Below are 16,398 nucleotides of genomic sequence, written 5' to 3'. Positions count from 1 at the left end.
ACGGCTCCCTCATCACCGACGAGAACACGGGTGCCCGGTACGTATCGATCGAAGGCACCCTGCATCCGGTCAATAACGCCTCGTCGGAGCATCTCATGTTCCCGGGAAATCTCAAGATCGTATCCGCCGGCTCCGAAGCGCTGACCGAAGCGAGCATCGGGCCCGAGGTTGGGATTGCGGGGGCACCCGATCAGTTACCGACTCCCGAGTCGGTTGCCGACCCGACGCTCTTGACCTGTACGGCAACGGGCGACGGCCCGTGGACGGGCGTGAATACTGGCGCCTGGGAGGAGCCCGAGGATCGTGCCGTCCACGTCATCGTCGACGGTCGGAGCTACCTAGTGGCGGGCGGCTATCGGTACCCGATTGGCGATGATCTTCATTCGCCCGAGCAGATCCTTACGGCTCTTGGCCAACAGGTAGAGGCTCCCATGCAGGCGAATGCGACGTGGCTGAATGGGTTCCCGCAGGGTGAACCGCTCGTGTCGCTCACGATTCCCGGTCTCGGGGAACCCGCCGGCAGCATGACCGGCGTTGGTGACGACGTGGCGGGGGGAACTCTTCTCGAGGTTTCGGATACTGCGAATGAGGGAACGATCTATGTCGTTCACCAGGGTGGTCAGATCGAACGCATGACTCCCGTCATGATCCAGCTTTATGCCATCGGTGACGGCGCGATCTACTCCGATCCCCTGCCGATCACGTCCCAGGAGCTATCGCAGCTTGAACTCATTGACGGCAGCACCCGAGGAACGTGGCCCGAGGAGATCCGCGGCATGCTCGAAGAGGGCGAAACCCCCTGCGCATACCTTGATACCGAGTCGGCTCAGGGCCAGGTCCGCTTCGTAGTCGGCAACGATATCCCGTCCACGTCGGAGATGATGGTTGACGTTGCTCCCCAGTCGGGTGCAATCATCCGGACCCGCGCCGATTCTTCTCTCGGCTACACCCACCTCATTGACGAGTCCGGCACCATGTTCACTGTCAACCCTGCCGCCGACACTCTGGCCGCGCTGGGACTCAGTGAAGCTGACGACCTGACTGTGGGCCCCGAGTGGCGGGACCTGTTCTATGCTGGACCAAGCCTGTCTACGACGCAGGCGTGGGCGACCGTCCCCGAGGAATCGCGGGGCGAACAGTGAGTTTCCGTGCCGGTCGCAGGGGAGCCGCCGCGGCGGCTCTCCTTGCCGTGTCGTTGTCGTGGCCAGTTTCTGCCGTGGCAACAACCGAGGATGAGACTCCGGCTGCGCCAGAGCGATGGACGTCATTCAATGATATTGCGTGTCCCCCGCAAAGCCCCGACGATGAGGAGCCGCCGGAGGGCCGGCTATCCTCCTATGTTCTTGGCCTGCCTTCTGCCCACGAACTATCGACCGGTGAGGGCGTTCGGATTGGGCTTCTCGACTCCGGCATCAACACCTCCCACGTGACGCTCGAGAACGCAAATATCGACGAGGGCGTGGACCTAACGGATTCCGACGATGCGACGGATGATGAATTCGGTTCGGGAACCACCTATGCCTCCTTCCTGGTAGGAAGCAGCGACGGCCAGTACCCGGTGCACGGTGTCGCCCCCGAAGCGACATTGGTGCCGATCAAGATCATTGATCAAGTCCCAGAGAACATGTCCCAGCAGTATGTGGCGGACATGGCAGACAAACTCACCGAAGGGATCAACTGGGCGGTCGACAACGACATCGATATTGCCGTCACCGCACTTGCCCTTCCCACGGGCTCCCCCGAACTTGAAGAAGCAGTAAGGGAAGCAGAGGAGGCAGGTGTTCTCATCATTGCACCCGGTGGTGAACTAACAAGAAACGAAGATGAGGACGAGGCTTCACTGAGGTTCCCGGCGGCCTACGAGTCGGTCCTGTCCGTCACGGCCGTTACCTCGGCCGGTGGCTCCGTGCAGGGCATGCTTGGTGCCGACACGATCGACATTGCGGCCCCCGGACAGAACATCCCCGGCGCGAGCAACGCCTCCTCCTCGGCAACCTGCGTGGTTGGTAAGGCCTACCCGTCCTCCCTCAACGCTTCGATCAACGCTGCAGGCGTAGCCGCCCTCGTGATCTCGGCACATCCCGATGAAACACCCGCACAGATCGCCCACAGGCTGGAGACAACGGCAATTCGGCCGGGAGCCGACCGCAGGACTTCTTCCACGTCTTGGGGCATCATCAACCCCTCGGGTGCCATTGCCTTTATTGACGATGGCACGGCCCACGGCCCCGTCTCCCCCGCGCACGGCGAACAGCCCGAACCGGAGTTCATTGGCCGTGAGCCCATTGCCGTGGAACCCGATCCGCAACGCATGACGAAACCAATGACGTGGATTGGTCTAGCCGGTGGCGGAGCCCTTGCCCTCGCCCTGCTCCTCGGAGCGGCCGGGCTGTGGCGCGGGAGGAACGACTCCTCCGACAACGAAAAGTAGTCCCTCATATAGGAGGGTGCTCCCTCTAGAGGGAGGGTGCCTCATAGCGGTGAGGTAGCCCTTCTTCATCGACAATCGTTGCTCTGCAGAACGCTACGAAACGGCTCTCGGAAGGCCCGTACTCGATTTGTGCCGGTGGGGGCTAGGAGCGATCCAAACGCTCCCACCGTATCGCTCCAGAAAAACTCCATGCAGAGTAGTGTTTTGGGTAACACCTCTCGGAAGGAAGTCCCATGAACACATTTGATGTCGCTGTCATTGGCTGGGGCAAGGGCGGTAAAACAATCGCGGGAACTCTTGCTCGCGCCGGGAAACGGGTCGCGATCATTGAACAGTCCGCAGAAATGTATGGCGGGGCCTGCATCAACGTCGCCTGCATCCCCACCAAGGCCCTAATTCATTCCGCCCAATCCCGGCCCGAGAAAGACTACGATCCCGAATACTTTGCTCGCGCTGTCGACAGCCGCAATAAGCTGACGGGAAAGATGAGGGACGTGAACTATGCGATGTTGGCGGACCTCGGCAACGTTGTCGTTATCGATGGCGTAGCTCGCTTCACGGGTCCCAAGACACTCGTCGTCGAAGCGGGGGAAGACAGCCTTGAGCTCAGCGCCGAGACAATCCTGATTAACACGGGTTCCGTTCCGGTAATTCCAGATATCGAAGGCGCCGAATTTGGTGGACGTATCCACACGTCTATCACCCTGCAACAGGCTCCCCTGCCCGAGCACCTGGTCATTGTTGGTGGCGGTTACATCGGTATCGAGTTCGCCTCGATGTTCTCCCAGTTCGGTTCCCAGGTCACCGTCATCGACAAGAACCCGCGCCCCCTGCACCGCGAGGACCACGATGTTTCACAGGTCGTCTCCGGGCTCCTCGACGGGGTTCGTTTCATCACCGACGCCACGGTTATCAGACTCTCCCAAACCCAGGACTGCGCGGCGATCCAGTATGTGTGGAACGAACAGGAGCAGACGGTACGCGGGGACGCTGTTCTCATTGCCCTCGGTCGCAGGCCGGCCACGGATTCGCTCGATCTTGCCACGGCAGGAATCAAGACCACAAAGAACGGCGCGGTCGAAGTCAACGAATATCTCGAATCCTCGGTTCCCGGGGTTTATGCGCTCGGCGATGTTAACGGTGGCCCTCAGTTCACCTATATTTCCCTCGACGACTCCAGGATCGTGACGGACCGTATTCTCGGCGATGGTCTGCGTTCAAGAAACGACCGGCAGGCCATCCCCTCCACGATCTTCACCACCCCACCGTTCGCCAAGGTGGGCCTCACCGAAGCCGAGGCGGAGAAAGCCGGCTACAGCATCAAGGTCGCATCCAAGAATGTTGCCGATATCAAGGCCATGCCGAAACCCAAGATCGTTGGCGACCCTCGCGGAATGATCAAGGTGATCGTGGATGCCGATTCGGACCAAATCCTGGGGGCCGCGCTGATCCATATCGACGCTCAGGAAGTCATCAATCTTGTTGCCCTTGCTATGAGACACAAGATCACGGCCTCCGAGCTGCGGGACACGATCTATATTCACCCGTCCTCCACGGAGGCCCTCAACGAGGTGCTTGGCACGATCTGATCAACAGCGAACGAGCAGGGGTGGCTTCAGTCGGTTGAAGCCACCCCTGACTTAGCCCTGTGGTTGCTCACGTGCCCGCACGGCTACGGGGACTCGTGACGACCGTGACTGGAACTACTGTGCAGGTGCAAAGACGATGCCGTCCCTGATGTCATTCATTTCGTCAGGAATCTGCTCCGTTCCAGCCGAATAGACGTAGATGCCGAGGACTGATTCTCCAACATCACCGAACCAGTACTGGACCCGGGACTGCCCGGAGGACATCGTTGCAACAGCCTCAAGCCCATGAAACTCGGAGCCATCAATGTCGACCGGATCGAGCTGGGTGACTTCAGAGAAATCCTCATCCGTCGCATATGTTTCAAACATGACGTCGTAGACACCTTGGGCATCAATTCCCAGGTTCTGGTCCGTGACCACGATCGTGCGGAAGTCATCACCTTCGATATCTCCAGCTTCCAACGTCACGAGGTCATAGTCGGTAAAGGCCTCTTCAACACCAAAGGCCTCCCAGCCGTCGGGCACATCAACCTCGATTGTCATGTCGCCCGGCATGGTCGGAGCAGAGAAGGACGCTGGACCAGTGACGCGGGCCCCGCCTTCTCCCTGGTCTTGCTCTTCAGAGCCAGTGGACACGTCATCCTCATCCGGTGTCGCATCCTCACCAGATCGATCGTCGCCATCGGAGCCCGCACCCTCCGAATCGGGCCCATCCCCACCAGTGCCGTCTGTATCGCGTCCGCCCGAATCTGTGCCGTCTGTATCGTTATCCGAGTTATCGCCGGGGTGGGCTGACTCGTCCGTGGTCTCCGAACCGGTTGTCGTATCGTCACCGGTTGTCTCCGAATCGGTCGGATCGTCGGATCCGCAGGCCCCAAGGAGGCCCGCACATAGCAGTGCGGTCGTGATAGCTACTCGTGTTCTTGCCATATCTTCTTTCCTCAGTGCCGCCGTGCCCGGCCGCAGCTTCCTTGACGAGGTCCTGCCAAGTTGTTGAGCTGGGAACAGTTGGGCGGGGCGCAGATACTCTCCGCACCCCGCCCAGCTCATTCTGATCAGTCGAAATCGGGTTCGCGATGTCCGGCTTCAATAAAGGTTACTGTCGTGTCATCGGTCAGCTCGGTTGCTGCGAAGGTCTCGAAACCTGCCTGTGCAGACTTGTCCTTCTTCGAGTTACCGCGAGCCGATACTGGGCGTCCCATCATGCCACGACCATGAGCTGCACCACGGCCGGTGGCCTGCTGCCTGGGGGCGGTCACTCCGCTGCGGGAACCTGCTCCCTTAGCAGCTCCAGCTCCGCGTGCTCCAGCGGTGCCCTTGGCCTGTGCCGGGCGTCCGGCGCCGGTTGCACCGCGAGCTGCCGAGCCGCGTGCCGCGGGTGCTCCACCGCGTGCGGATGCTGTTCCCCGTGCGGGAGCCGCTCCGCGTGCAGCAGCGGAACGAGAGGATGCTCCCGAACCACCCCTGGCGGGGGCTCCTGCCCCTGCCCTCGGGGATGCTCCACGAGCGGGTGTACCAGCTCGCGTTGCCGCGCCCTGCCCCGAACGGGGCGCAAGGCCACCGCGCGACGTGGGGGACGCAGCTCGGGTGGTAGCTCCGGACCTGCCGGAGGCACGTGCGGGAGCTCCCGCACCCCGAGGGGTTGCTCCACGTGCCGGGGCGCCCGCGGAGCGTGCGGTTGCTCCACCACGCGTGTTGGCTTTCATGGCACCCTGCGCGCGAGAAACGGCCTTCGCCATGGCGGGGAGGGCCGCTGCTCCGGCTGCTGCCTTGGCTACGCCAAAGCCGTCGTGCTGGGAAGCATCGAAGGGTGCGGTGGTCGCGGTGAACGCCTTGCCCGGGGTTGCCACCGGTGCAGGAGTGTTCGTTACCTCGAAGCCATTCTCAATGGGCTGCGAGACATGCTCGCCAACGGCACCGGTGTTCGCGGTTGCGTCGGCGGGCTGGAAGCCGGGATTGGTTGACGCTACCGGCGTGACCGGGCTATTGGTGAGCGAGGCGCGCGATCCCGCGCTTGCCGGGTTGTTGCTGAGCTCCGCTGCCTGAGGCATCCAGTTCGTTGCCGACTGGGAGGGCCGGATTGCAGGGCCGGAGCTGGCACCTGGTGCAACGGAGCTGGTGCGTTGCAGGCTGGCCTGGGATCCACCACCCTGCGAAACGGGTGCGGTTTCTGGGAAGACGACCGGCAACTGACCAATTGCCTGGGAGGTCCGTGCCGCCAGGGCACTGAGAGCGCCCTGCGCCTCAATGTCGAGACGCATGTAGAGCTGTTCTCCCTGCATAACCGTTTTCGGGTCCTCGCTCTGCATCATCGTTTCCGCTTCGATAACGCGCGGCTGAATGGATTTGGAGCGTTCCCCAGCGGTATCGCCACCGCTGGTCGCCGTGTTACGCGCGTCGGCTAGCTGGTTAACGTTTTCGCTACGTTCGCGAATCTGATCGACAAGATTGGTAATGGACTCGTCGATTGCTCGCGCGGCATTTCCTTCGATCCCCATGTTGCCGATCAGAGTGGTGAGCCGGTCGGCAATGTCGGAGAGTTCGCGTTTCACGGAACGGTACTCTGCCGTGCGCCCGTAAACGCTTCCCGGGCTGAATGATTCAGCGCGGGCAATATTCTCAATGGCACCCAAGGTGTGTTCCTCCTAGACCATTGTGTAGGTGAGTCCGCCACCGCCAGTGGGCGGGGTAACAGTGTCACCGATTGAATCGACCGAGTCATCAAGGTCTTCAAGTTCGGATGCGATGCTGGCCATGTCGGATGCGGACACCTCATCCGAGTTCGCCATGCCATCAAAGGTGGCCCGCAGGTCAATCGCAAGGTGTTCAAACGAGCCCTTAATCCCGTTAAAGGCCGTCACAAGGTCGGCTATCACGGCATTCTGCGGCCCCTCAAACTGGTTAAGTTCGCCAAGGGAAGTCCAGTAGTCACTGATGACTGTTTGCAGGTCGGACTGGGCCTTGCTGAAGTCATCGGTGATGTCCGTTAGTTCGTTCAGCTGGGCCAGGAAAACTTCCGGGTCTAGTTTCACCGAATTCATGGTTGTCCTTTCACGGAACGGTGATGGTGGCCACGCGAGAGTGAGGTGCACCGCGACGCGTCGTCACGGTGCACCTCAAGCGGTTTAGGCGCGGAAGCGGTTAGCTCCGGTGATGTCAGCCTGGTTCATGTTCTGGGCCGAGTTACCAACCTGGTTGGAGCCCTGGACGAACATGGAGTTGAGCTCAGCGGACTGGTTGTTCCACTTGAACTGGGCTGCGTAGTAGGCGGTCGATGAATCACCAACGAAGCGCTCAATGAGCGGGCCGACCTGGCCTTCAAGAACCTCAAGGATGTCGTCAATGTTTGTCGCACCCTTGTTCATGTCCTCCTGGCCGGTGAGGAGCTGATCAAGGTTGTACCGAATGTTCTTCATAGTGTTACTCCTTCGTGGATGAGGTCGTCTTATTCGATGGTTGCGGTCAGGCCTTGGAAGGCCGAGCCGGAGTCGAAGTCCGTGCTCTGGAAGTCGGCGCTGGTCATACCGAGGCTGGCTTCGAACTCGTCAAGAGTTGCCATGAGAGCAGCGAAGCGCGTGTCCCATGCACCGCGGAAGTTGTTGAAGGAGTCGGAACCTTCACCCTGCCACTGCGGACGCCAGCTATCGATCTGGCCGCCGATGCGGGTGTTTTCGGTCTGAAGGTCGGTCCTCGCAGTGCCAATGAAGTTCTTGATGGCGATAATCGCGCCGTCTTCGTCCTGGATCTGGTTGGGGGTTGCCATGGTCACAGTCCTTTCGGGTAGTTTCTCGTGACTTGCCACCGAGGTGGTGACCCTTGGGGGCCTGGTGACCACTCTTGCACCGCGTCCGAAGCATCGCACCAGTTAAAAAAGACTTGTTCACGTTCTATTCACCTTCCACTTGACGCGATCCGCTATCCTCATACCGGCACAAGATGTGAACATAAGTAGTTGCAGTTCAGCGTCTCGGAGCGCCCCTGCGACGGTCCACAAGGTCCGCTGGAGAAGCTATCGAAAACCCTTTGGGAGAAGGCAGAATGACAAGCAGAAAAGCCCGGATTAGCGGGGTTTCCCTCGCCGCCATCACCATGGCCTTGGCACCCCTCCCCGCCTTCGCGGCGGTGAACCAGCCCCCTCCGACGAGGCGGTTATCGACGCCGTGATCGAGCTCGGCGTGTCCGGCCAAGCAGCCCTCTCAGCGATGGAAAATGAGGACGAAACGGACTCAGAAACTGGGGAGTCCACCCCAGCCGATGTGGAGCCCACAGAGGGCGAATCGGAGCCCACGGCTCTCGCCACCACCACGGACGATCCCACGGACGAGCCGAGCCCTTCCGACCCCGAACCGGATCCGGTCGACCCCGACCCCACGGACCCGACGGAGCCCGAACCCACCGAAGATCCCACGGAGGATCCGGAGCCGGACCCGATCGACCCCACGAACGAGCCCACTGAAGAGCCTGCGCCAACCGATCCGCCAACCCGCCCCACTGATCCGACGGATCCCCCGACCGAGCAGCCCGAGCCGCCGGTTGAACCGGACCCTGTTGATCCACCCGAAGAAGACGAGCCGGGTGAAGACGCCAGCTGGCGCGAACGTATCGAAAACGTCTGGGAAGACTACAACAGGCGCAACGAGGGCTACGGCGTTAACTCGATCATTCCCCGCCAGGCCGTGAACGCGCCTGTTGCCCACGAGGAGGAAGAGCCCGAGGAGTTGCCATTCACTGGCGGATCGGTTGAATACCAGGCCGCTCTTGCTGCTGGCCTGATCGTTGCCGGTGCCGGATCGATCTACGTATCCCGCAAGAAGGGCAAGCACGCCAAGTAAATCCGTTCACCTCACACTCAATTCACCTATTTTGATCCGCGAACGTGGGACGATAACAGCATGGGTGTTGCGTTAGGAATTGATGTCGGCGGGACAAAGATCGCCGCCGGAGTCGTTGATGACGGTGGTCAAATCATTGCACGCGTTCGTCGCCCCTCGCGGGCGGCGGACGCGTCGTCCATTGTCGCCACCATCCTTGAGGTTGCACAGGAGCTAGCAGAGGAACACCGTCCCTCCGCCATCGGTGTTGGCGCCGCGGGATTCATTGATGCGTCTCGCCGCACCGTTGTGTTTGCTCCCAACATTGCGTGGCGCGACGAGCCCCTGGCTGACAAACTCGAGGAAGCAACCGGCCTTCCGACCGTGGTTGAGAACGACGCGAATACAGCCGCCTGGGGAGAGTTCCAGTTCGGGGTAACAACCGATGCTTCGTCGATAGTTTTCGTTACCCTTGGGACCGGAATCGGTGGCGGGATCATCATGAACGGCAAGCTCCTCACCGGATCACAGGGATATGCCGGGGAGATCGGTCATCTCAATGTTGTGCCGGGTGGCAAGAGATGTGGGTGCGGGCTCCTGGGATGTTGGGAGCAGTACGGTTCAGGAACAGCTCTTGTCCGGCTTGCGAAGGAATCAGCCGAACTCAACCCCGATATGGCACGAACCCTCCTGGGCCTCGTCGATGGGGACGCCACTCAGATCACGGGCTACACCGTCACCCAGGCCGCGCAGCTCCAATGCCAAGCCGCCCTCGGCGCCATCGACTCCATGGCAGGGTATACGGCGCAGGCACTATCTGACCTTTCGTTGATCCTCGATCCCGAAATGTTTGTCCTCGCGGGCGGAGTGTCCGAAGCCGGTGACGTTGTCCGAAACCCCATCACCAAAGCCTTCCGTTCCTACACGGCAGCAAGCGGGCGCGAGTCCACCATCCCGATCGTGACCGCCACTCTCGGCAACGACGCAGGCATCATCGGCGCAGCCGACCTGTCGCGAGTCAAAACATCAGGTTCCTGATAGGTCGGTTCAGGCAGTCCATACCGGGCTAAGCGTGCTCGCTGACAGAGGGGCGCTCGCTCCCTCGTTGCCACGGGCAATTAGCGCCGACACTGGGCCGGAGCGGACTGGCGGCGCTAGCGGCTGATGCTAGCGGCCGGTGATTTCGTAGGTATCAATCCCACCATCGTGGCCCTCCATGAACCGGTCGATCTCCTCCTTGCTCGCGGTGAGCTTCGGGTCATTCTTGAGGTAGTGCCTGGTTTCACGGGCGATAAGGCCCGACAGAACGATGAGCCCGACAAGGTTGGGCAGTGCCATGAGACCATTCATGACGTCCGCAAAGCTCCATACGAGCGACAGGGAGGTCGTGGCACCAACGTAGACCACGAGGCAGAAGATAATGCGGTAGGGCATGACACCCTTTCTGCCGATCAGCCGCTCAACACAGCGTTCACCGTAGTAACACCAACCCAGCAGGGTTGAGAACGCAAACATTGTAAGTGCAATGGTGACAACCCAGTGGCCCCACTCGCCCGGCAGGCCCGTCGAGAAGCCCGCACCGGTAGCGAACGCAGCATCCTCTTCCGAGGTTCGCCACGCTCCCGTGGTGATAAGAACGAGTGCGGTGCAGGTAACGACAATCACGGTGTCGATAAAGGTCTGGGTCATGGAGACAAGTCCCTGACGGACCGGGTGCGTTGTCTTAGCAGCGGCTGCTGCAATTGCCGCGGATCCCATGCCGGATTCATTGGAGAAGATTCCTCGTGCCATACCAAAGCGGATAGCTGCGGCAATGGTGGCACCGATAAAGCCGCCCGTGGCAGCGGTGCCCGTGAAGGCATCGGTGAAGATCATTCCGAAAGCCTCGGGAATTGTTCCGGCGTTAACGATCAGAATCCAGATGGAGACAAGAACGTAGACGAGGATCATGAAGGGAACAAACTTCTCGGTCACCTTGCCGATCGACTTGATTCCGCCAACAAGAACCGCGAAGGCACCAAGCATGAGAACGAGGCCAATGATCCAGGTTTCAATATTCCAGGAGGCGCTAACGTTTTGGGCGATAGCGTTGGCTTGGGTAAGGTTACCGATTCCAAAGGAAGCAATGACGGCAAAGACGGCAAACATGATGGCAAGGACCTTGCCGACCGAAACCTCACCGATCTTCCAAGTAATGCCACGCTCAAGGTAGTACTGGGGACCGCCCGAGGCCTCACCAGCATCGTCCTTTGTCCGGAACCGAACCGCTAGGAAAGCCTCCGAGTACTTGGATGCCATGCCGAGAATTCCCGTCACCCACATCCAGAACACGGCACCCGGACCGCCGAGAGCGATCGCGGTAGCAACACCGACAATATTGCCGGTACCGACCGTGGCAGCAAGCGCGGTAGTGAGTGCCTGGAACTGGGACACATCACCTTCTTCCGCGTCGGCATCCTTCCTATCCTTGATACCGAGCCGGAGCGCCGGGATCAGCTTCGTAAACTGGATGCCACGAAGTCGAATGGTGAGCAGAAGCCCCGTGATTGCGAGAAGAGGTATGAGAACCCAGGGCCCCCAGATAATCCCGCCGAGGGTGCCCAGAAAGGACTCCACTGATTCCTCAAGCTGTTTCATGTGCTTTCCTATCCTCGGGACGGCGTCCGCCCATCAACATCCTGGTAGTTTGGCACATGATGAGGCGATCCGGAGCACAATTGGCATGTTTCTCGCAAATTTAAGATAGATTCTCCACCGAAAGGGGATCTTTGCGCAGTATGACGGGCGAAATGTCCGATTAGAGCAGTCGGTACGGCCCCTCATGAACAACCCACGCATCCCCGCTATTTGCGCGCGCCCACTCCGTTAAGAAGAGGTGGTTCTACTTGGAGAGGAGGTTGCGGATCGCTCATGCGAGACACTCCTCCCCGGTCGGAAGGCCACTTACGGCACCGCCGAGGGACCGCTCACGGATCAACTGGAAGACCTTTTTCTCGTTCGACAGAAGACTGCTTACGGTTTGGCATCTAGGGTATTGACCGCTCGAGCGGAAGCCTGCCTGCTGTTCAGAGGTGGAGAATCTACCGCTTGAGAGGGAGCCTGCTTACTGTTCCGAGGCGCGGTATCCGCGGTAGGCGTCGCCGCGTGCGGGAAGCCAAGCGAGGATTGCCGCGATGAGGATGATGCCGGAGATGGTGAAGGCGGCGCTGTATCCGAGATGGTCCGCGAGGAGACCCGCGAGAAGGGGGCCGACGATCTGGCCGACGTCTCCCGCCATCTGGAATGTCGACACGACCTTGCCGCCCGCCCGACCATCCAAAACATCCGCGACAGCACCCTGCTGGCCGGGCTGGATGAGACCGGCTCCCAGGCCCGTGAGCAGGCAGACGCCGACAAGGAGGTAGGGGTTGTCAAGGTTGCCGAAGACGATGGTCATGAGGCCGGACACAAAGAGACCTGGAACGATGATCTTCATGCGGCCGTATTGGTCGGACCAGCTTCCGGCTACCAGGAGCGAGATCGCGGTGCCGATTGCACCGGCGGTCAGGGCAGCACCCGATACCCAGTCGTCATAGCCTGCGGCCACGCCCACTGCGAGTGGGATCATCGTGAGCCGCACTCCCATGTTTGTCCACGCGTGGGCGAAGCCCGTGACGAGAACAGCCCGGTAGGTGGGAGACGTTATGGCTTCTCCCACCGTCATCGGGGCTTCCGCCACCCCGTCTTTGCCCGGCAATTCGTGCTCGGGTTCGGGCAGAGCAATAAGGATGACGAGAAATGCAATGAAAAGTGTTCCTGCATAAATAAAGAACGGCAGTCTCATGCCCCACACGGCAAGCAGTGAGCCAAGCGAGGGGCCGAGGATGTTGCCCAGCAGGAAGGCCGAACCGTAGAGCGATGAGGCCCTTCCCCTGTGGTCGGGTGGGGAAAGCTTAATGATGAGAGACATGGCGGAAACGGAGAACACGATCGATCCGATTCCGCCCAGGCCGCGCAACACCAGTAGTTGCACGTAGGACTGCGCAAAGCCGGAGGCGGCGGAGGAGACGGCAACAATCAAGAGCCCCGTCATGTACATTTTTCGCTCACCGAACGTGTCGATGAGCTTTCCGCCGGGCGTGGCAAACAGGAGCCTCGTACCCGCAAAAACCGACGTCAGTGCACTGGCGGCGGTGATCGAAACGTCGAAGGACCGAGCAAACTGGGGAATGATCGGGGCGACAATTCCATAGCCGAGTGCCACCGCCAGCGCAGCCGCCACGAGTACCCAGATTTCCCTGGGCATCCGAGTTTTATTCACACATCCCTCAATTCAAATCCGGCCACATTCTATGCTGGATTCCCGTTACACTCCCATCATGGTGACCTCCCGCACACGTCACGCCGTTGCTGGCCTCGACGGGCCCCTCGCCGTCCTTGACCTGGATGCTGCCGACCGCAATGCCGAGAGCCTTATTCGCAGAGCCGGTGGGGTTCCAATCCGGCTCGCTTCGAAGTCAATTCGCGTTCCGGAACTCCTCAAACGGGTCCTTGCCCTCGACGGCTATGCGGGGATTCTGGCATTCTCTCTTCCCGAGGCGCTGGAGCTTCACAACGACGGTTTCACCGACATAGTTGTCGCCTACCCGACGGTCAACAAGAGGGCGCTCGCCTCGCTCGCAGGCTCCGCCGATGCTCTAGCCACTATCACCCTCATGATCGACTCTGTCGAGCACATCGAGTTCCTCGAGCACGCGGTCGGGGATGTTCCGCTCCGCCTCTGCATCGATGTCGATGGATCCCTCCGGATCGGGTCGATCCACATTGGTACTCGTCGCTCCCCGATCCGCATCCCGGAGCAGGCCCTTGACCTGCTTGGCAGAATTGAGTCCAGTCCGTTCACCACGGTTGGCCTCATGTGTTACGAGGGGCAGATCGCCGGCGTGGGCAACGCAGGCAAAGGGGCGAAGGCGCGTGCGGTGCGGGGCATGCAGGGAAGGTCAGCCATTGACCTAACGGAACGCCGCACGGCAATCGTCCGCGCTGTGCGAGACCGAGTCGACCTGGATTTCGTCAATGGTGGTGGAACCGGTTCGCTCGAATCCTCGGCCGGGGAAGGTAGCCTCACGGAGGTTGCTGCCGGCTCCGGCATCTACTCCCCCTGCCTGTTTGACGGATATGAACATTTCCGCCACGAGCCCTCCCTGTTCGCTGCCGTTCCCGTTGTTCGTCGACCGGCCCCCGGTTGGGTAACGGTCTTCGAAGGCGGATGGATCGCCTCCGGCCCCGCAGGGGCGGACCGCCTTCCTCATATCGACTGGCCCCGCGGCCTTGCTTATTCGCCCACCGAAGGCCCCGGCGAAGTCCAGACCCCGCTGAAAGGAAAGGCCGCAGATACGCTGAATCTTGGCGATCACGTGTTCCTCCGTCACGCTAAGGCCGGGGAGCTTCTCGAGCACTTCCCGAGCGTTACGGCGGTTTCGGGAGGGTCAATTGTCGACACGTGGAAGACGTATCGGGGTAGGGGATGGAGATTCTGATGGAGTTCAAGAACTGGTCCGGCTCCGTGCGCGTCACACCAGCATCTTTCGTACAGCCCGACACCGTCGACGAAGTCCGGGACATCGTCAGGGCTTCCAAGTGCATTCGCGCCGTTGGTGCAGGTCACTCCTTCACCCCCGTCGCCGCAACATCGGGCACCCTGCTCAACCTTGACCGCCTCAGCGGAATCGTCTCCGCCGACCGGGGATCCGGCAGGGTGCGTTTCCGTGGAGGAACACGGTTACGGGACATCCCTGCTTTGCTGGAACCGTACGGCTTGGCACTTGCGAACCAGGGCGACATCAACGCGCAGTCACTCGCGGGCGCGGTCTCAACGGGAACCCATGGAACCGGGCTTCAGTTCACGGGCTTCGCCGGGATGGTCACCGGCGTAACGATCGTTAACGCCAGCGGCGAGCTTGTTGACGTGGCCGACTCCGATCCGAATTTCCCGTTCTACGTCGTGCACCTTGGTCTCCTTGGCATTCTTGTCGAAATCGAAATCCAGTGCGTTCCTGCCTTCGACATCATCGCGGTTGAGGAACAGCTCCCCCTTGCCGAGATCGAAGAGACCTTCGTGGACAGAGCAAAGGTAACCGATCATGTCGAGTTCTTTTGGTTTCCGCACTCCGAGCACGTTCTCCTGAAGTCGAATACTCGTGTGCCCGGAGGAGCCGATGCACCAGCGGAGCTGTCGGGGGCACCGTTCCGCTCCCGTTTCGCACGGACTCTCTCCGAAGAGGTTATTGACAATGGTGGGCTGAGGGTGGCTCTCGAGACCGGCTCGCGCTTCCCCAAGGTGGTGCCAACTATCAACCGGATAGCGACGAAGATTGCTAGTGGCCGCACGTACCGCGGTCCCGCGCACGAAGCATTTGTTTCACCCCGCCGGGTGCGCTTCAACGAAATGGAGTACGCGGTCCCCGCCGAGAACGGCATCGCCGCATTCACCGAGATTCGCACGATGATTGACGGCGGGGATTGGCGAATTTCGTTCCCGATCGAAGTGCGTATTGCAGGCGCGGACACCGTTCCGCTGTCGACTGCCTACGGGCGGGACTCCACCTACATTGCCGTTCATCGTTTTGTTCGTGATCCCTACAAGGAATACTTCACCGCTGTTGAGGAAATCCTGGCCCGCCACGGGGGCCGCCCCCACTGGGGGAAGATCCATTCCCGAAGTTCTAAATATCTTGACTCTGCCTATCCGCTTCTCGGGCAGTTCCGGGACCTCGTGGAAACAACCGACCCGGAGGGTCGGTTCGGCACCCCCTATCTTGACCGGATCTTCCTCGGCAAGAGTCGGCCCGCAGTCTCTTGAGGAATCGCGCAATAAGGGATTCGAACCATGTCCAGTCGAGGCCTTCTTTTCCCAGCCAAGGACTTGCTTTTCTCCAGGACCTAGTCATTTTCTCTACCGGGACACTGTCCAGCAAACATTCAGGCAACCTGAACGCCTGGTACAGCGACGGTCCTTACCGTGAGGTGTATGGACAGAAATGAGATGACTCCCGGGACGCCCCAGTCGCAGTCCCCCTTTGCACATGATGATGCTCCGCGCGGTTCGCACGCGTCGACCATCAACTACCGAGTCCTTACTTCCGTCCGCTCCTACTCCGAAGCGCAACACCACGTTGATACTCTCTCGGATGCTGGGTTCCCCGTCGAGAACGTCCGCATCGTCGGCCTCGGTCTCGAAACGGTTGAGCAGGTCACCGGCCGAAAGACCACGTGGACCGCAGCACTGCAGGGTGCCCTTTCCGGTATCTGGATGGGACTTTTCCTTGGCCTGATCTTCACGATCTTCGCTCCCGTCATTGCGTGGCGGGTCATCCTTGTCTCCATGTTGCTCGGCGCAATATTTGGTGCCATTTCCGGCGCCATGAGCCATGCCGTGTGGCGTGGCAAGCGCGACTTCAGCACGGTCGCAACAACACGGGCCTCAACGTACGAAATCCATGTAGTTTCTGGTCTTGTTGACGAGGCCAGCCAAATCCTCCGACTCTGATCGGATAGCCGCATCCACGGCGGCGTGGGGCTAGTGGCC

General features: G+C 60.5%; 15 protein-coding genes. 8 read left to right on the top strand and 7 right to left on the bottom strand.

What is annotated here, in order from left to right:
• The 3 genes from ACTHUY_RS10785 to ACTHUY_RS10775 all read left to right on the top strand — a co-directional run.
• On the top strand, nucleotides 1–1,142 hold a 1,142-nt coding region (locus ACTHUY_RS10785), incomplete at its 5' end, for a type VII secretion protein EccB (protein WP_441678782.1).
• Nucleotides 1,139–2,431, top strand: a complete 1,293-nt coding sequence (locus ACTHUY_RS10780) for a S8 family serine peptidase (protein WP_441678780.1) — start codon at nucleotides 1,139–1,141, stop codon at nucleotides 2,429–2,431. The genes ACTHUY_RS10785 and ACTHUY_RS10780, both read left to right, overlap by 4 nt.
• Before the next feature lie 233 nt (nucleotides 2,432–2,664).
• Nucleotides 2,665–4,020 carry a dihydrolipoyl dehydrogenase family protein gene (locus tag ACTHUY_RS10775; protein WP_441678778.1) on the top strand — a complete coding sequence of 452 codons (1,356 nt, stop codon included), beginning with the start codon at nucleotides 2,665–2,667 and terminating at the stop codon, nucleotides 4,018–4,020.
• Nucleotides 4,021–4,134: 114 nt separating this feature from the next.
• Here ACTHUY_RS10775 and ACTHUY_RS10770 read toward each other — a convergent pair whose 3' ends face one another.
• From ACTHUY_RS10770 to ACTHUY_RS10750, 5 genes are all read right to left on the bottom strand, one after another.
• Nucleotides 4,135–4,950: a hypothetical protein gene (locus ACTHUY_RS10770; protein WP_441678777.1), complete on the bottom strand. Its 816-nt coding sequence runs from the start codon at nucleotides 4,948–4,950 to the stop codon at nucleotides 4,135–4,137.
• A 125-nt stretch (nucleotides 4,951–5,075) separates the two neighbouring features.
• Nucleotides 5,076–6,653, bottom strand: a complete 1,578-nt coding sequence (locus ACTHUY_RS10765; protein WP_441678775.1) for a hypothetical protein — start codon at nucleotides 6,651–6,653, stop codon at nucleotides 5,076–5,078.
• A 12-nt stretch (nucleotides 6,654–6,665) separates the two neighbouring features.
• The gene (locus tag ACTHUY_RS10760) at nucleotides 6,666–7,061 is read right to left on the bottom strand and encodes a hypothetical protein (protein ID WP_441678774.1); all 396 of its coding nucleotides are present in this window, start codon (nucleotides 7,059–7,061) and stop codon (nucleotides 6,666–6,668) included.
• A gap of 84 nt (nucleotides 7,062–7,145) precedes the next feature.
• The gene (locus tag ACTHUY_RS10755; RefSeq protein WP_126704234.1) at nucleotides 7,146–7,436 is read right to left on the bottom strand and encodes a WXG100 family type VII secretion target; all 291 of its coding nucleotides are present in this window, start codon (nucleotides 7,434–7,436) and stop codon (nucleotides 7,146–7,148) included.
• Nucleotides 7,437–7,465: 29 nt separating this feature from the next.
• The gene (locus ACTHUY_RS10750; protein WP_441653942.1) at nucleotides 7,466–7,783 is read right to left on the bottom strand and encodes a WXG100 family type VII secretion target; all 318 of its coding nucleotides are present in this window, start codon (nucleotides 7,781–7,783) and stop codon (nucleotides 7,466–7,468) included.
• A 397-nt stretch (nucleotides 7,784–8,180) separates the two neighbouring features.
• Here ACTHUY_RS10750 and ACTHUY_RS10745 point away from each other — a divergent pair, with 397 nt between their 5' ends.
• Together ACTHUY_RS10745 and ACTHUY_RS10740 are read left to right on the top strand one after the other, a co-directional pair.
• Nucleotides 8,181–8,852 (top strand): LPXTG cell wall anchor domain-containing protein, encoded by a 672-nt coding sequence (locus ACTHUY_RS10745; protein ID WP_441678772.1) that lies wholly within the window; start codon nucleotides 8,181–8,183, stop codon nucleotides 8,850–8,852.
• A gap of 60 nt (nucleotides 8,853–8,912) precedes the next feature.
• Nucleotides 8,913–9,869, top strand: a complete 957-nt coding sequence (locus tag ACTHUY_RS10740; RefSeq protein WP_441678770.1) for an ROK family glucokinase — start codon at nucleotides 8,913–8,915, stop codon at nucleotides 9,867–9,869.
• A gap of 129 nt (nucleotides 9,870–9,998) precedes the next feature.
• Here ACTHUY_RS10740 and ACTHUY_RS10735 read toward each other — a convergent pair whose 3' ends face one another.
• Nucleotides 9,999–11,468 (bottom strand): alanine/glycine:cation symporter family protein, encoded by a 1,470-nt coding sequence (locus tag ACTHUY_RS10735; RefSeq protein ID WP_441653946.1) that lies wholly within the window; start codon nucleotides 11,466–11,468, stop codon nucleotides 9,999–10,001.
• 466 nt (nucleotides 11,469–11,934) lie between these two features.
• On the bottom strand, nucleotides 11,935–13,131 hold the full coding sequence (locus ACTHUY_RS10730) for an MFS transporter (RefSeq protein ID WP_441678768.1): 1,197 nt from the start codon (nucleotides 13,129–13,131) through the stop codon (nucleotides 11,935–11,937).
• Between the two features lie 58 nt (nucleotides 13,132–13,189).
• On the opposite strand from ACTHUY_RS10730, the gene ACTHUY_RS10725 reads away from it, so the two are divergent.
• From ACTHUY_RS10725 to ACTHUY_RS10715, 3 genes are all read left to right on the top strand, one after another.
• Nucleotides 13,190–14,350 (top strand): amino acid deaminase/aldolase, encoded by a 1,161-nt coding sequence (locus tag ACTHUY_RS10725; RefSeq protein WP_441678766.1) that lies wholly within the window; start codon nucleotides 13,190–13,192, stop codon nucleotides 14,348–14,350.
• Nucleotides 14,350–15,672 carry a D-arabinono-1,4-lactone oxidase gene (locus ACTHUY_RS10720; protein WP_441678764.1) on the top strand — a complete coding sequence of 441 codons (1,323 nt, stop codon included), beginning with the start codon at nucleotides 14,350–14,352 and terminating at the stop codon, nucleotides 15,670–15,672. Before ACTHUY_RS10725 ends, ACTHUY_RS10720 begins: the two co-directional genes overlap by 1 nt.
• 168 nt (nucleotides 15,673–15,840) lie before the next feature.
• On the top strand, nucleotides 15,841–16,359 hold the full coding sequence (locus ACTHUY_RS10715; RefSeq protein ID WP_441678762.1) for a general stress protein: 519 nt from the start codon (nucleotides 15,841–15,843) through the stop codon (nucleotides 16,357–16,359).
• The last annotated feature ends 39 nt before the right edge of the window (nucleotides 16,360–16,398 follow it).

Source organism: Flaviflexus sp. (assembly GCF_052087705.1).
Taxonomy (GTDB): Bacteria; Actinomycetota; Actinomycetes; order Actinomycetales; family Actinomycetaceae; genus Flaviflexus; species Flaviflexus ciconiae.
Note: the sequence above shows the minus strand (reverse complement) of the source record. Positions and strands in the feature narration are given on the sequence as shown.

Coding starts and splice junctions, on each gene's coding strand:
- ACTHUY_RS10725 (WP_441678766.1), top strand. CDS start 13,190: ATGGTGACCTCCCGCACACGTCACGCCGTTGCTGGCCTCGACGGGCCC.
- ACTHUY_RS10740 (WP_441678770.1), top strand. CDS start 8,913: ATGGGTGTTGCGTTAGGAATTGATGTCGGCGGGACAAAGATCGCCGCC.
- ACTHUY_RS10715 (WP_441678762.1), top strand. CDS start 15,841: ATGGACAGAAATGAGATGACTCCCGGGACGCCCCAGTCGCAGTCCCCC.
- ACTHUY_RS10720 (WP_441678764.1), top strand. CDS start 14,350: ATGGAGTTCAAGAACTGGTCCGGCTCCGTGCGCGTCACACCAGCATCT.
- ACTHUY_RS10735 (WP_441653946.1), bottom strand. CDS start 11,468: ATGAAACAGCTTGAGGAATCAGTGGAGTCCTTTCTGGGCACCCTCGGC.
- ACTHUY_RS10770 (WP_441678777.1), bottom strand. CDS start 4,950: ATGGCAAGAACACGAGTAGCTATCACGACCGCACTGCTATGTGCGGGC.
- ACTHUY_RS10755 (WP_126704234.1), bottom strand. CDS start 7,436: ATGAAGAACATTCGGTACAACCTTGATCAGCTCCTCACCGGCCAGGAG.
- ACTHUY_RS10775 (WP_441678778.1), top strand. CDS start 2,665: ATGAACACATTTGATGTCGCTGTCATTGGCTGGGGCAAGGGCGGTAAA.
- ACTHUY_RS10760 (WP_441678774.1), bottom strand. CDS start 7,061: ATGAATTCGGTGAAACTAGACCCGGAAGTTTTCCTGGCCCAGCTGAAC.
- ACTHUY_RS10750 (WP_441653942.1), bottom strand. CDS start 7,783: ATGGCAACCCCCAACCAGATCCAGGACGAAGACGGCGCGATTATCGCC.